Raw genomic sequence first — 14274 nt, 5'->3', positions numbered from 1 at the left:
TGCCGCAGGACAAGGACTTTCACCATGCGCCAAGCGCAATCGCTGCACTTCTCGACCCACGACGGCGTCGAGCTGCACTACCGGCACTGGCCGGCCACCCGCAACGAGCACCAGCCGCGCCGGGCACTGGTGATGTTCCATCGCGGGCACGAGCACGGCGGGCGCATGGCGCACCTGGCCGACGAACTGGACCTGCCCGGTTACGACATTTTCGCCTGGGACGCCCGTGGCCATGGCCTGTCGCCAGGGGCCCGTGGCGACAGTCCGAGCTTCGCCACCAGCGTGCGCGACGTGCAGACCTTCATCGAACATATCCAGGCGCAGCACGGTATCGCCGAGCCCGATATGGTCGTGCTGGCGCAGAGCGTCGGCGCAGTGCTGATCGCCACCTGGGCCCACGACTACGCGCCCAAGGTGCGCTGCCTGGTGCTGGCCTCGCCGGCGTTCAAGGTCAAGCTCTACGTGCCCTTCGCTCGCCCCGGCCTGAAACTGCTCAAGGCCCTGCGCGGCAACTTCTTCGTCAACAGCTACGTCAAGCCGCGGCTGCTCACCCATGATCCGGAACGGGTGATGTCGTACACCGCAGACCCGCTGATCAGCCGACCGATCTCGGTGACCGTGCTGCTGGGCCTGTACGAGGCAGCCGACCGCGTGGTCGCCGACGCCCAGGCCATCCAGATACCGACCCAGTTGCTGGTGTCCGGCGCGGACTTCGTGGTGGAACGCGGCCCGCAGGAGCGTTTCTTCGAGCGCCTGGGCAGCCCGCGCAAGGAGATGCATATCCTGCCCGGCTTCTTCCACGACACCCTCGGCGAACGCGACCGCGCCCACGCCCTGGCGCGGATCGAGCGCTTCATCGCCCACTGTTTCGACGCACCGCTGCCTGCGCCTTCGCTGCTCGATGCCGACAAGGTCGGTGCCAGCTGCGCCGAGGCCGAGAGCCTGGCCGCACCGCTGCCGCACAACTCGCCGCGCGACCTCTACTGGCGCAGCTACCGCGCCAGCCTGCGCCTGGGCAAGGGGCTGTCCGAAGGGGTGAAGCTGGGTTTCGACACCGGCTTCGACTCCGGCAGCACCCTGGACTACGTGTACCGCAACCAGGCGACCGGCAAGGGCAAACTGGGCGAGCTGATCGATCGCAACTACCTCGACGCCATCGGCTGGCGTGGTATCCGCCAACGCAAGGTGCATGTCGAGGAACTGCTGCGCCTGGCCATCGCTCGCCTGCGCGAACAGGCACGACCTGTGCACATCGTCGATATCGCCGCCGGCCACGGCCGCTACATCCTCGAAGCGCTGCAGGAGCAATTGCCGGACTCGATCCTGCTGCGCGACTACAGCGAGCTGAACGTGCAGCAGGGCAGCGCGCTGATCGACGAAAAGGGCCTGGGCGAGATTGCCCGTTTCGTCCAGGGCGATGCCTTCGACCGCCAGAGCCTGGCGAGCCTCGACCCGCGCCCCACCCTGGCGGTGGTGTCCGGGCTCTATGAGCTGTTCGCCAGCAACCAACGGGTGGGCGACTCCCTGGCGGGCCTGGCCGACGCCGTGGAAGACGGCGGCTACCTGGTCTACACCGGCCAGCCATGGCATCCGCAACTGGAGATGATCGCCCGCGCCCTGACCAGCCACCGCGGCGGCGACGCCTGGGTCATGCGCCGGCGCAGCCAGGCCGAGATGGACCAGTTGGTGGAGGCGGCAGGTTTTCGCAAGATCGCCCAGCGCATCGACGAGTGGGGCATCTTCAGCGTCAGCCTGGCCCAGCGGGTTCGCTGATGACGCGCGAAGCCGGGCTGATCCGGCGCGGTGTCCTGTGGCTGTTGCTGCTCGGGCCGTTCTTCTTCCTCAGTTACGGCCTGGCCAACACCTACACCGCCGGGCGCGACGATGTCGGCAGCCTGGTGTTCGGCTGGGAACGGCACATGCCGCTGTGGCCATGGACGATCATTCCGTACTGGTCGATCGACCTGTTGTACGGCCTGTCATTCCTGCTGCCGCTCACGCGTCGGGAGATGGACCGCCATGCCCTGGCGCTGTTGACCGCGCAGCTGGTCAGCGTCAGTTGCTTCCTGCTGTGGCCGCTGCGTTTCACCTTCGAGCGACCGGAACTGGCAGGCGTGTTCGGCTGGCTGTTCGATATGCTGATGGGCTTCGACAAACCCTATAACCAGGCACCGTCGCTGCATATCGCGCTGCTGGTGATCATCTGGAGCATGTTCGCCCGGCACACCCGCAAACCGCTCTGGCGCTGGGCCGTGCACGGCTGGATGGCCTTGATCGGGCTCTCGGTGCTGACCACCTGGCAGCACCACTTCATCGACCTGCCCAGCGGCGCACTGGTGGGGCTGCTGTGCCTGTGGCTATGGCCGCACCAGGGCGCGTTGCCGCTGCGCGAGGCGCATCTGGCGCGTGAGCCGAAACGCTGGCGGCTTGGCTTGCGCTATGGCATCGGCGCCCTGTTGTGTGCGCTGCTGGCCTTCAAGCTGGGTGGAGGGTGGCTGTGTTTGCTGTGGCCGGCAGTGGCGTTGCTGGTGGTAGCGCTGAACTATGTGCTGCTGGGGGCCAGCGGATTCCAGAAAGCTGCGGATGGGCATCTGTCGAACGCCGCGACCTGGCTGCTGGCGCCTTACCTGATTGGCGCCTGGATCAACTCCCGAGCCTGGACCTGGCGGCATCCGCAGGCAGATGAAGTCTGCGACGGGGTGTATCTGGGACGGATTCCCGGATTGGGCGAGGCAGGTGATTTTGCGGCGGTAGTGGATTTGTGTGCGGAGCTACCCTGCCCATGGCCAGCCACAGCGCCTGTTGACCCTGTAGGAGCGGGCTTGCCCGCGAATGGGCCAGAACAGACAACCTACCTCAGCCTGCCCACCCTGGACCTCATCCCCCCAAGCCCCGCTTTGCTGCTGCAGGCCGCCGAAGCCATCGACCGCCTGCGCCAGCAAGGCCCGCTGCTGGTCTGCTGCGCCCTGGGCTATTCACGCAGCGCCAGCGCCGTGGCGGCCTGGCTGATCCACAGCGGCCGCTGCGCCGACATCGACGCCGCCGAAGCCCTCATCCGCCAGGCCCGCCCGGGCGTGGTACTGCACCCAGGCCACCGTCATGCCCTGCTGCAACTCGGAGTCCAGCCATGAACCTGCACCTGGTCGCCATCCTGCTAGCCCGTGGCCGACAACTGGAACGCCTGTCCGACGCCCTGACACTGCTGGCCGTCGCCTACGGCCTCGCGCCACTGCTCGGCCTGCACCTGCATCCGCTGGCCAGTGCGCTATGCATCGTGCTGCTGCTCCTGGGCCTTGCCCACAAATACTGGGCCGTGCGCGTGGCCCTGGATGCCGAGCTCTTCGATCGCATGGCCAGCAGTACCCGGCTCACTGACGACACCCGCGCCCTGGACCGAGCGCTGTTCGAGCTGAACCTCAAGGCCCGCGACGACGATCCGCGCGACTGGCCAACCCGCAGCCAGGCTGCACTCGCCCTGTTGCGCCGCCAGGCCCTGTGCCTGGGCCTGCAGTTGCTGTTGACCTTGGCTACCCTGCTGACACTGCCCTTCACCGGATGACCCGCACCATGCTCGCCGCCCTCACCGCCTTCGCCATCACCTCCGCCGCGCGCCTGATCACCGGCGCCCGTGCCCTGTGGCTCGGCTGCACGCCACAACCGGTGCAGCGCCTGTACTTCGCCAACCACAGCAGCCACGGCGATTTCGTCCTGCTCTGGGCCTCCCTGCCGGAGCCCTTGCGGCGCCGGACGCGGCCTGTGGCCGGGGCGGATTACTGGAACAAACCCGGGCTGCGCAATTTCGTCATACGCAAGGTGTTCAACGGCATCCTCATCGATCGCCAGCGCAGCGAAGGCCAGGACAACCCGTTGCAACCGGTGTTCGACGCCCTGGCCCAGGGCGATTCGCTGATCTTCTTCCCGGAAGGCACGCGCAATCTTGGAGACGATCCACTGCTGCCGTTCAAGAGCGGCCTGTTCCACCTCGCCTCTGCCCAGCCGGAAATCGAGGTGGTACCGGTGTGGATCGCCAACCTCAACCGGGTGATGCCCAAAGGTCGCGCCCTGCCGTTGCCGCTGCTGTGCACGCTGAGTTTCGGCGAGCCATTGCAGGTGCTGCCTGACGAAAGCAAGCAGGCGTTTCTCGAGCGGGCCCGTCAAGCCTTGCTGAACCTGGCCCCGAAGGAAGTCTGAGATGGATCACAACACCTTGTCCCTGTTCGCCGGCATCGGCGCCCTGCTGCTCCTGGCCAGCATCATCGGCCGCCTGCTCAAGTGGCGCGCAGGCTCCGCGCCGCACGCGGTGATCGACAACCTCAATGCACGCATCAACGCCTGGTGGGTGATGGTGCTGGTGATCGGCCTGGCCTTCGTGTTCGGCAAGTACGGTGTGATCGTGCTGTTCTATTGCGTGTCGTTCTACGCCCTGCGCGAGTTCATGACCCTCACCCCGACCCGGCGCAGCGACTACCCGGCGCTGGTGGCTGCGTTCTACGTCGCGTTGCCGGTGCAGTATTTGCTGATCGCCATGGACTGGTACGGCATGTTCAGCATCTTCATCCCGGTGTACCTGTTTTTGCTGCTGCCGATCCTGGCCAGCTTTGGCGGGGATACGACGCGCTTCCTCGAGCGCGCCTCGAAGGTACAGTGGGGCCTGATGATCGCGGTGTACTGCGTGTCGTCAGTGCCCGCGCTGATGACCCTGGACATCCCCGGCTACGAGGGCCGCAACCTGCTGCTGATCGCCTGGTTGATCCTGGTGGTACAGATCAGCGACGTGCTGCAGTACGTGTGCGGCAAGCTGTTCGGCAAGCGCAAGGTGGCGCCCAACCTGTCGCCGTCCAAAACCGTCGAAGGCCTGGCCGGCGGGGTGGCGTTGGCCACGCTGGTCGGCGCGCTGCTGTGCTGGATCACCCCGTTCAACTTCTGGCAGGCAGCGCTGATGGCGCTGACGGTCAACGCCATGGGTTTCTTTGGCGGGCTGGTGATGTCGGCCATCAAGCGCGACCGTGGGGTAAAGGACTGGGGGCACATGATCGAAGGGCATGGCGGCATGCTCGACCGCATGGATTCGGTGTGCTTCGCCGCGCCGGTGTTCTTCCACTTCGTGCGCTACTGGTGGGCCTAGCCCAGCGCAGGGTCGGGGTGCAGCGGTGTTGCGCCCTACCCGCCCCTACCGATCCTCACCACCAATACCCCCCTGGGGTATAAGCGCTGCGCGACACCCCGCTGGCTCAAGCCCCTGAAGTCACTTGAGGTAGGAGCGCAGCAGCGCAGCCACCTTGTCCGCCTCTTCCTGGCGCTCTTGGACGCTCAGCCCGTCCGCCACCAGGTGCTCGCGGATATGCCCTTCCATGACCTCGGCCATCAGGCCGTTTACCGCCCCGCGCACCGCAGCGATCTGCTGCAGGATCGCGAGACAGTCCTTCTCCTGCTCGAGCGCCGTCTCCAGTGCGCCGGCCTGGCCCTTGATCTTGCGCACTCGGGTCAGCAGCGACTTCTTGTTCTTCAACGTATGTGCCATGGCGCCTCACATCATGATATGTATACTGGGGTATAGTATATTTCTGGATCATACGGGAGCATGATAAACCATGAAGGCCACCGCCTCTGACAAATGGCTGCACAGCCATCAGTTCCATACCAGCAACCTCGGTGCCGAGCGCAAGACGCGCCTGGCCGTCTGGCTCACGGCGATCATGATGGTCGCGGAAATCGCCGGGGGCTGGTTCTTCAACTCCATGGCGCTGCTCGCCGATGGCTGGCACATGAGCTCGCATGCCCTGGCCCTGGGCCTTTCGCTATTGGCCTACGCCGCAGCACGCCGCTATGCCACAGATCGGCGCTTTGCCTTCGGCACCTGGAAGATCGAGATTCTGGGCGGCTACTCCAGCGCCCTGCTGCTGCTCGGGGTCGCGGGGCTGATGGCCTTCCAGTCGGTCGAGCGCCTGCTCACGCCCGGTCCCATCCACTACGACGAGGCAATCTTCATCGCTGTGATCGGCCTTGGAGTCAACCTGATCTGCGCCTGGCTGCTGCGCGACGATCATGCCCACCACCACGAGCAAAACCATGAGCATGGCCACCACCAACACGACCTGAACCTGCGCTCGGCTTACCTGCACGTCATCGCCGATGCGGCGACCTCCGTGCTGGCTATCGTCGCCCTGGTGGCGGGCAAATTGTGGGGCGCCGCCTGGCTCGACCCAGTCATGGGCCTGCTTGGCGCAGTACTGGTGGCGCTTTGGGCAAGGGGACTGCTGCGCGACACCGGGAGGGTGCTGCTGGATGCCGAGATGGACGCGCCCCTGGTCGAAGAAATCCGCGAAGCGATCGCCGCGCTGCCAGTCCAGGCGAACATCACCGACCTGCACCTATGGCGCGTCGGCAAAGACCAGTACGCCTGCATCCTCGGCCTGGCCTGCACTACAGAGCTGAGTGCCGACCGTGTACGCCAGGCATTGGCGGAACACGAGGAGCTTGCGCATATCACCGTCGAGGTGAACGCCATAGCGCATCCAGACAGATGAATGTCGAGCGCAGGCAACCGTGCCTTTCGCCCAGCCCCTAAGGTGACGGGTCACTCAGCCCGTCATCAGGAGCCCTGCCATGTCCGACTTCATCACCGTCCTGCGCGAAACCTGTCCGACCCCGGTGGTCGATGCAACCAAGTGGAAACGCATCGGCGGCGACCCGCACACCGTCAACCTCAACGCCTACCTGTCGGCCGATGGCAGCAAGATCATGGGCACCTGGATCTGCACGCCTGGCAAGTTCGAGGTCAACTACGAGAAGTGGGAGTTCTGCCACTTCCTCGAGGGCTACTGCATCATCACCCCCGAAGGCGAAGAGCCCAAGCACCTAAAGGGCGGCGATGTGTTCGTCATCGAGCCCGGCATGAAAGGCACCTGGGAAGTGGTCGAGACCGTACGCAAGTACTTCGTCTTCGCCTGACTGCATCTGATGGATGCGGGCGTGCAGCCGGGCCGGCAGGCTCAGCGCAGCGCCCGGTCCACCAGCACCTGCAAGCGACCACGGGAGCACTGCTCGACCCGCGCCTCGACGCCATATACCTGCGCCAGCAACTGCGGTTCGAGTACCTGCGCCGGGGTGCCGCAGGCCACCACCCGGCCCTTCTCCAGCATCACCAGGCAATCGGCATGGCTGGCCGCCAGGTTGATGTCGTGCAGCACCGCGACCGCCAACAGCCGATGGCGCACCACCCGCTCACGCACCGCATCCATCACCCGCAGTTGGTAGTGCAGGTCCAGGGCGCTGGTCGGCTCGTCGAGCAACAGCACCTGTGGATTGCGCGCCAGCAACTGAGCCAGGGCCACCAGTTGGCGCTGGCCGCCGGACAGGCTGTCCAAGCCTTGCTCGGCCAGGTGCTCGATGCCCAACTGGCGCAGCGCATCGAAGGCGGTCGCCAACAGGTCATCGGCAGCCCCCACGCGCAGCGCAGCGACGATACTCTCCAGCACCCCGAGCGCCAGCCCCGGCGGCAGTTGCTGTGGCATGTAGGCCAGGCGCCGGGCGCGCTCGGCGAAACTCAGGCGGGTAACGTCCTCATCGCCCAGGTGCACCGCGCCCTGCGTCCGCTCCAGCCCGGCCAGGGCCCGCAGCAGGGTGGACTTGCCCGCCCCGTTGGGCCCGACCAGCGCCACCAGGCTGCCCGTCGGCAACGGCGGCAGGCTCAGTTGCTGGATGATCCGGCGCGCGCCATAGCTGACCGACAGCCCTTCGATACGCAAGCTCACAACCTTCTCCCCCGCCGGAACACCAGCACCACGAACACCGGGACGCCCACCAGGGCAGTGACGATCCCCACCGGCACGATCACCCCTGGCAGGATCAGCTTGCTGGCGATCGACGACAGCGACAGCAGCAATGCCCCGACCAGCGCACTCGCCGGCAGCAGGAAGCGCTGGTCCTCACCCACCAGCAGGCGGGCGATGTGCGGGCCGACCAGGCCGATAAACCCGATGGTGCCGACAAAGGCCACTGCGGTCGCCGACAGCAGGCTGATGCGCAGCAGCGAGGCGACGCGCAGGCGCCGGGTGTCCACGCCGAAGCTGCGGGCACGGTCTTCGCCCATGCGCAGCAGGGTCATGGCCGGGGCGGCGCGCAGCGAGAACGGCAGCACCAGCGCCAGCACCGCAGCAAGAATGCCCAGCTTCTGCCAGTTGGCCCGCGCCAGGCTGCCGAGGGTCCAGAACACCAGTTGCTGCAGCACATCCTCGGTGGCCAGCAACTGCAGCAACGACACCAATGCGTTGCAACTGAACACCAGCGCGATACCGAACAGCACCAGGCTCTCGACCCCGGCGCCGCGCAGCCGCGACATGGCCTGCAGCAGCAATACCGACAGGCAGGCGAAGACGAACGCCATCACCGTCACCTGGGCGCTCGGCGTCAGCCAGGCAACCGACAGCGGATAGGCGATGGCCAGCGACGCACCCAGCGCCGCGGCAGAGGACACACCCAGGGTGAAAGGGCTGGCCAGCGGGTTGTCGAGGATCGCCTGCATCTCGGCGCCGGCCAGTGCCAGCGCGGCCCCGACCAGCACCGCCATGAGCGCATAAGGCAGGCGCACGTTCCAGATGATCACCCGTTCGGTGGCGCTCAGTGCATTCGGGTCGAACACCCCATGCAGCAGCTGTCCGAGCCCCATGCCGGAGGCGCCGCTGGCCAGGTCGCCGAGCACCGCCAGCGCCAGCAGCACGGCCAGCCCTCCGACCAGCCCGGCACGCCGACAGAGCAGGCGCCGATAACGCCAGGCTGCCAGCGCGGCGCCGTCCAGAGCCTGGGCGGTCACTTGGCGTCGATCCAGTAGTGGCCGTCCAGGCCGACCTTCAGCAAGTGGTTGATGTCGGCCATGGTCGCTTGCGGATCCAGATCCTTGAAGCGCTCGGGGTGAACCCAGCGGGCCATGGCTTCGATGGCGAGGATGTTGAACGGCGAGTTGTAGAAGTCATGCCACAGGCCATGGGCCTGGCCATCGCGAATCGGCCGCAGTGGTGCGAACTCGGGGCGCGCGATGATCCTGGCCAGGCTCTGGCGTGCGGTATCGGCACTTACACCGGCGCCGAGCAGCACGCCGGGAGCACGGTTGCCGGTGGCGATGTAGACGTCCGGGTCGGCCTTGAGCACGTATTCGACGCTGACGTCGCCCAGCGCGCCGGGTACCACGTCGGCGGCAATGTTATGCCCACCGACCGCCTCGACCACGCTGCCCAGGCCGCTCTTGCCGGTGGTGTGCCCCGGCGCCTGCCAGACGCCTGCCAGCAGTTCGAGGAAGACCTTCGGGCGCTCGCTGTCCTTGAGCCCCGCCACCTGGTCGGTGACGTGCTTGAGGTGGCTGTCGTAGAGGTCCAGGTATTCCTGCGCCTGCTGCTCGCGACCCAGCAAGGTGCCCAGGGCTTCGAGGCTGACGCGGGTGTTCTTGATCGGGTGCACGCGGAAGTCGATGAACAGTACCGGGATACCGGCCTGCTCCAGCAGGTCGGCGACCGGGCTGTGCTGGGTCGGACCTTCGCCGGCGATGCTGAAGATCGCCAGGTCCGGTTTCAGTGCCAGGATCTGCTCGGCGCTGACGCTCTGCTCCGAGGCCTGGCCGATCAGCGGCAGCTTGGCCACCTGTGGATAAAGCTTGGCATAGACCTCGTAGGTGTGCGGGTCGAGCAGGCGCATGTCGTTCTGCCAACCGACCACGCGCTGGAACGGATTGTCACGATCCAGCAGGGCCAGGGCGAAGAACAGCCGCCCCTCGCCGAGGACGATACGCTGGGGCGCATGATCGACCTCGACCTTGCGCCCGAGCACGTCGGTAACCTGGGCGGCGCTGGCGGTCTGGAGAGTGCCGAGGCCTGCGGCCAGCAGCATGAGCAACGGCAGCAGGCGCCGCGCGGAACGGAGAATGGAGGGCATCGGAGGGCTCCTGGCAACAGCGGATGCGTGACAGAGAATCGGTCTCATTCAAGACCGGGCATTCTAGTCAGCGGGCTGCCCTTGCCAGTGTCCGGGTATGTAGTGGGATGTCAGTGAATCGTCATGGGTGACGTTTCATTACATCGGGGTTGCGGGGTGTTCTTCGCGGGCAAGTCGCAGCGGCAAACAACAGCTCCCACAGGTAACACCACAGTATTCAGAAGCTATGAGGGCTGTTGTGGGAGCGGGCTTGCCCGCGAAGAACCCAGCGCAATCTTTCAGCCAAGCATCGCCCTCAACGCCCGGCAATCCGCCGCGTGCCAGTCCGCCAGCTCCGGCCAGGGGTTGTCGGGCAGGTTGACCAGCACCGTCCTGGCCCCCGCCGCCCGCCCGCAATCCAGGTCGAAGCGGTAGTCGCCCACCATCACCAGCTCGGACGGTGCCACACCCCAGGCCCGGGCGATCTGCAACAGGCCATCCGGGTCGGGCTTGGGCGCCGCCTCGTCGCGTCCCAGAATGTGTTCGACCGGGAAACAGTCCGCCAGGCCAATGGCCTCCAGCGTGACATGTGCCAGCTCCCGCGCGTTGCGCGTGAGGATCGCCAGTCGGCAGCCACGTGCCGACAGCTCGCGTACCAGCTCGACCGCGCCGGTCGCGGCCTTCGAGGCGATCGCCAGGTCGCGCTCGTGCTCCAGCAGCCAGGCGTGCTTGGCCGTGGCCTCTTCGTGGGGTAGCGCGGCAAGGTGGGTGAGGATGTCGTCCTCGGGCGGAATCTCCAGCGCCTCGCGGATCGCGGCAAAGTCGTGCACCGCCACAGTGAGGGTGCCGTCCATGTCGAACACCCAGTTGCGTACTTCGTGCAGGATCATGCCCAGTCCTTGCGATGGCGGATCAGGCCTTCCTGGGTGGACGAGGCCACCAGTTGCCCGGCGCGGTTGAAGATGCTGCCGCGGGTGAAACCACGGGCGTTGCCGGCCCACGGGCTGTCGGTGGCGTACAGCAGCCAGTCGTCGGCACGCAGGTCACGGTGGAACCACAGCGCATGGTCGAGGCTGGCGATCTGCATATCCTTCTGCCACACCGATTTGCCGTGCGGCAGCAGCGAGGTGGTCAGCAGGCCGAAATCCGAGGCGTAGGCCAGCAGGTACTTGTGCAGCGCCGGGATGTCCGGAAGGCTGCCGTCGGCGCGGAACCAGGCGTACTTCACCGGATCCCCCGGCTTGGGGTCGAACGGATCGCGCTCGGTCACCGGGCGGATCTCGATGGGTTTGGCGCACAGCACCTTGTCGCGGATTCGCTCGGGCAGCTTGTCGGCCATGGCGCGGGCCAGTTCGACTTCGCTGGGCAGGTTCTCGGGGCCGACTACATCGGGCATCTGCACCTGGTGTTCGAAACCGCCCTCGTCGTACTGGAACGACGCGCTGCAGGTGAAGATCGGGTTGCCCTTCTGGATCGCCGTGACCCGGCGTGTGCTGAAACTGCCGCCATCGCGTACCCGATCGACCGAATAGACGACCGGCATGCTGGCATCGCCAGGACGCAGGAAATAGCCGTGCAGGGAATGGACATGACGCGCGTCCTCGACCGTCTGGCTGGCCGCCGACAACGACTGGCCCAGCACCTGGCCGCCGTACAACTGACGAAAGCCCAGGTCCTGGCTACGACCACGGAACAGATTCTCTTCGATGGATTCGAGGCTCAACAGGTCGACCAGGTCGTCCAACACATGGCTCATCGGGGGCTTCTCCTAACAGGTGTCACGGCAATTCGGGCATTGGCGCAAATCATACAGAATTTGTCATTGCCTCCGTGCATGGCGGCCCATTCAGGCATGCAGGGTTCGCTCCCAGCGCGGCCGGTCGATGCGATACAGCACGTGCGGGCGCAGCGGGTGCCCCTCGGGCAGCCGCGGGTGTTCGAAGCTGCCTGCCTCGTCCTGAACCATGCCGATCGCCTGCATCACCTTCTGCGAGGGTACGTTGTCCTGAGTGGTGAACGACACCACCTCATCCAGGCGCAACTGGGCGAATGCGCAGCGCAGGCAGGTCCAGGCCGCCTCGCTGGCAAAGCCCTGGCCCCAGTGACGACGGGCCAGACGCCAACTGATCTCGACCGCCGGAGCGAAGGGTGCGTCGAAGTTGACGTTGAGCAATCCGGTCAGGCCAATGAAGGCACCACTGTCCATGCGCTCCAATGCCCATAGACCGTAGCCGTATTCGTTGAAATGACCACGGATGCGTCCGATCAGCGCGGCGGCCTCCAGACGCGTCAATGGCGCAGGAAAATAGCGCATCACCTGCGGGTCGGCGCACATCTCGGCGAACGCCTGCAAATCGTCGTCATGCCATTGGCGCAACACCAGGCGGGCGCTTTCGAGCTTGAGGATCGGGGTCATCGGGGCGGGCTCCAGGTTTTCAGTCCTGCAGTCTACAGATTAGGCGCCGAGGGCGCTTTTCACCTGCCCCCCCCGGGCCCAATGCAATTTTCACAACGGCTTCACTCGGCGCAGACAGGCCGCTTCACAGAATGCCATCACCTGCCGCCGCCCTGTGCGCGGCCCTCTCTGCCGGAGCCCGAGCATGCTGTCGAGCGACATCCTGGAAAACCTGGCCATCCCCACCCGCCGCAAGCGACACCGACGTTCGCGCAAGGCTTGGGCCGCCGGCCTCGCCCTGGTGCTGGCCGCGGCCGGATTGATGCTGTGGTCGTCAACGAGGACGCACATCGTGAACCTTGGCAATGAACGACAATTGAACGCCAGCGGCCTGTTGCAGAAGTGGGCCGAAGGCAGCGTGATCGTGATGATTCGCCACGCCGAGCGCTGCGACAGCGCGCCCGGCCCTTGCCTGGACGACCCCACCGGAATCACCGTCTCCGGCAGCCAGGCCGCGCAGCGTGTCGGAGAAGGGTTGCAACGCCTTGGGCTGGACGGCGCCGACCTGCTCAGCAGCCCGAAGCTGCGCACCCGACAGACCGCGCACTTCATCGTCGGCGACACGGTCACCAGCGAGGACTGGCTCGAAGGCTGCGAAAGCGGCTTCGCAGGCCAGGCCATGGCGCACAAGCGTGCAGGGCATAATCTTGTGCTGGTGACCCACAACGGCTGCGTCGATCACTTCCAGCGCACGCTCAAGGTTGCGCCGGGCGAACGCGAAAGTGGCTACGCCAGCGCGCTGTTCGTGTCGGTCGATGGCAGCGGCAAGGCGCGCATCCTCGGGCGCATGAACGAGCCGGACTGGCGACGGGTGCTGGCCTCGGCACAACGCTGATGAGTGTTTGAGTTGCGTGGCATTCCGGCCCACTGGCAAGATCAACGCTGCCTCCAGCCGCGATCCTGCCCATGCCCTTGCCGCTGATCTACCACGAAGACTACAGCCCCGAGTTCCCGCCGGAACACCGTTTCCCCATGGACAAGTTCCGCCTGCTGCACGATCACCTGATCGACAGCGGGCTGACCACCGACCAGGCCTTGCTGCGCCCCGAACTCTGCCCCAACGACATCCTTGCCCTGGCCCATGACCGCGCCTACATCGAGCGCTACATGAACGGCGAGCTCTCACGCGAAGACCAGCGCCGTCTGGGGCTGCCCTGGAGCGAGGCACTGGCACGGCGGACCGTGCGCGCCGTCGGCGGTTCGCTGCTGACCGCCGAGATGGCCCTGCGTCACGGTATCGCCTGCCACCTGGCCGGCGGCACCCACCACGCGCATTACGACCACCCGGCCGGGTTCTGCATCTTCAACGACCTGGCGGTGATCAGCCACTACCTGCTCGCAGCCGGACGCGTACACCGCGTGCTGATCTTCGATTGCGACGTGCACCAGGGCGACGGCACCGCACGCATCCTTCACGACACACCAGAGGCAATCACCGTGTCGTTGCACTGCGAGCAGAATTTCCCGGCACGCAAGGCCCAGAGCGATTGGGACATCCCTTTGCCGCGCGGCATGGACGACGCGGCGTACCTGAAGGTGGTGAACGATGCGCTGAACTACCTGCTGCCGCTCTACCAGCCCGACCTTGTGCTGTACGACGCCGGTGTCGACGTGCACAAGGACGACGCCCTGGGTTATCTGCAACTGACCGATGCGGGCGTCGCCGCCCGCGACGAAGCGGTACTGCGCCACTGCCTTGGCCGTGATATCCCGGTGGTCGGGGTGATCGGCGGCGGTTACAGCAAGGACCGGGAGGCGCTGGCTCGGCGTCACGGCATCCTTCATCACACCGCGGCGCGGGTGCTGGGTTACACACAATGACTGTGGAACCGCTTGTGGATAACCTGCGAGAAAGCCCCTGGAGCCCTTTAACTGCCTGACCTGCAAAGATTTGTTCATTTTTTGAACAGTATCTG

16 protein-coding genes are annotated in these 14274 nt (G+C 66.0%); 9 read left to right on the top strand and 7 right to left on the bottom strand.

Features of this window, described 5'->3' with window-relative positions; translation table 11 throughout:
* The first annotated feature begins 24 nt into the window (after positions 1-24).
* From ACMGGG_RS01075 to ACMGGG_RS01055, 5 genes are read left to right on the top strand one after another with little or no spacing between them, the layout of a single operon-like run.
* The gene (locus tag ACMGGG_RS01075; protein ID WP_112897259.1) at positions 25-1773 is read left to right on the top strand and encodes a bifunctional alpha/beta hydrolase/class I SAM-dependent methyltransferase; all 1749 of its coding nucleotides are present in this window, start codon (positions 25-27) and stop codon (positions 1771-1773) included.
* Positions 1773-3131, top strand: a complete 1359-nt coding sequence (locus ACMGGG_RS01070; protein WP_414154736.1) for a phosphatase PAP2/dual specificity phosphatase family protein — start codon at positions 1773-1775, stop codon at positions 3129-3131. Before ACMGGG_RS01075 ends, ACMGGG_RS01070 begins: the two co-directional genes overlap by 1 nt.
* Positions 3128-3559, top strand: coding sequence for a hypothetical protein (locus ACMGGG_RS01065; RefSeq protein ID WP_063542670.1), 432 nt, complete (start codon positions 3128-3130; stop codon positions 3557-3559). Before ACMGGG_RS01070 ends, ACMGGG_RS01065 begins: the two co-directional genes overlap by 4 nt.
* Before the next feature lie 8 nt (positions 3560-3567).
* Entirely contained in the window at positions 3568-4191 is a 624-nt protein-coding gene (locus ACMGGG_RS01060) for a lysophospholipid acyltransferase family protein (protein ID WP_063542668.1), read from the top strand.
* A 1-nt stretch (position 4192) separates the two neighbouring features.
* Positions 4193-5125, top strand: coding sequence for a phosphatidate cytidylyltransferase (locus ACMGGG_RS01055; protein WP_063542666.1), 933 nt, complete (start codon positions 4193-4195; stop codon positions 5123-5125).
* Positions 5126-5245: 120 nt separating this feature from the next.
* Here ACMGGG_RS01055 and ACMGGG_RS01050 read toward each other — a convergent pair whose 3' ends face one another.
* The gene (locus ACMGGG_RS01050) at positions 5246-5521 is read right to left on the bottom strand and encodes a metal/formaldehyde-sensitive transcriptional repressor (RefSeq protein WP_063542664.1); all 276 of its coding nucleotides are present in this window, start codon (positions 5519-5521) and stop codon (positions 5246-5248) included.
* Between the two features lie 70 nt (positions 5522-5591).
* On the opposite strand from ACMGGG_RS01050, the gene dmeF reads away from it, so the two are divergent.
* Positions 5592-6527 (top strand): CDF family Co(II)/Ni(II) efflux transporter DmeF, encoded by a 936-nt coding sequence (gene dmeF / locus ACMGGG_RS01045; RefSeq protein ID WP_063542662.1) that lies wholly within the window; start codon positions 5592-5594, stop codon positions 6525-6527.
* A 79-nt stretch (positions 6528-6606) separates the two neighbouring features.
* The gene (locus tag ACMGGG_RS01040; RefSeq protein WP_063542660.1) at positions 6607-6951 is read left to right on the top strand and encodes a cupin domain-containing protein; all 345 of its coding nucleotides are present in this window, start codon (positions 6607-6609) and stop codon (positions 6949-6951) included.
* 41 nt (positions 6952-6992) lie between these two features.
* Here the strand turns inward: ACMGGG_RS01040 and ACMGGG_RS01035 are convergent, their stop codons facing one another.
* The 6 genes from ACMGGG_RS01035 to ACMGGG_RS01010 form a co-directional block, all read right to left on the bottom strand.
* Positions 6993-7754, bottom strand: a complete 762-nt coding sequence (locus ACMGGG_RS01035; protein WP_063542658.1) for an ABC transporter ATP-binding protein — start codon at positions 7752-7754, stop codon at positions 6993-6995.
* The gene (locus ACMGGG_RS01030; protein ID WP_414154735.1) at positions 7751-8812 is read right to left on the bottom strand and encodes a FecCD family ABC transporter permease; all 1062 of its coding nucleotides are present in this window, start codon (positions 8810-8812) and stop codon (positions 7751-7753) included. The genes ACMGGG_RS01035 and ACMGGG_RS01030 overlap by 4 nt, the downstream gene beginning before the upstream one ends.
* Complete coding sequence (locus ACMGGG_RS01025; protein ID WP_414154734.1) at positions 8809-9924, bottom strand: ABC transporter substrate-binding protein; 1116 nt, start codon at positions 9922-9924, stop codon at positions 8809-8811. Before ACMGGG_RS01025 ends, ACMGGG_RS01030 begins: the two co-directional genes overlap by 4 nt.
* A gap of 278 nt (positions 9925-10202) precedes the next feature.
* Positions 10203-10793 (bottom strand): HAD family hydrolase, encoded by a 591-nt coding sequence (locus ACMGGG_RS01020; RefSeq protein WP_414154733.1) that lies wholly within the window; start codon positions 10791-10793, stop codon positions 10203-10205.
* Complete coding sequence (tesB, locus tag ACMGGG_RS01015; RefSeq protein WP_063542654.1) at positions 10790-11659, bottom strand: acyl-CoA thioesterase II; 870 nt, start codon at positions 11657-11659, stop codon at positions 10790-10792. The genes ACMGGG_RS01020 and tesB overlap by 4 nt, the downstream gene beginning before the upstream one ends.
* Positions 11660-11749: 90 nt before the next feature.
* A complete protein-coding gene (locus ACMGGG_RS01010; protein ID WP_054892852.1) occupies positions 11750-12319 on the bottom strand; it encodes a GNAT family N-acetyltransferase in 570 nt (189 codons plus the stop codon).
* Positions 12320-12503: 184 nt separating this feature from the next.
* On the opposite strand from ACMGGG_RS01010, the gene ACMGGG_RS01005 reads away from it, so the two are divergent.
* Positions 12504-13193, top strand: coding sequence for a histidine phosphatase family protein (locus ACMGGG_RS01005; RefSeq protein ID WP_125930842.1), 690 nt, complete (start codon positions 12504-12506; stop codon positions 13191-13193).
* 71 nt (positions 13194-13264) lie between these two features.
* Positions 13265-14179, top strand: a complete 915-nt coding sequence (locus tag ACMGGG_RS01000; RefSeq protein WP_054892850.1) for a histone deacetylase — start codon at positions 13265-13267, stop codon at positions 14177-14179.
* The last annotated feature ends 95 nt before the right edge of the window (positions 14180-14274 follow it).

It is taken from the genome of Pseudomonas sp. BNK-44-b (assembly GCF_047456245.1).
Classification (GTDB): Bacteria; Pseudomonadota; Gammaproteobacteria; order Pseudomonadales; family Pseudomonadaceae; genus Aquipseudomonas; species Aquipseudomonas machongensis.
The sequence above is the reverse complement of the archived record's forward strand: the minus strand, read 5'-3'. Positions and strand labels throughout refer to the sequence as shown.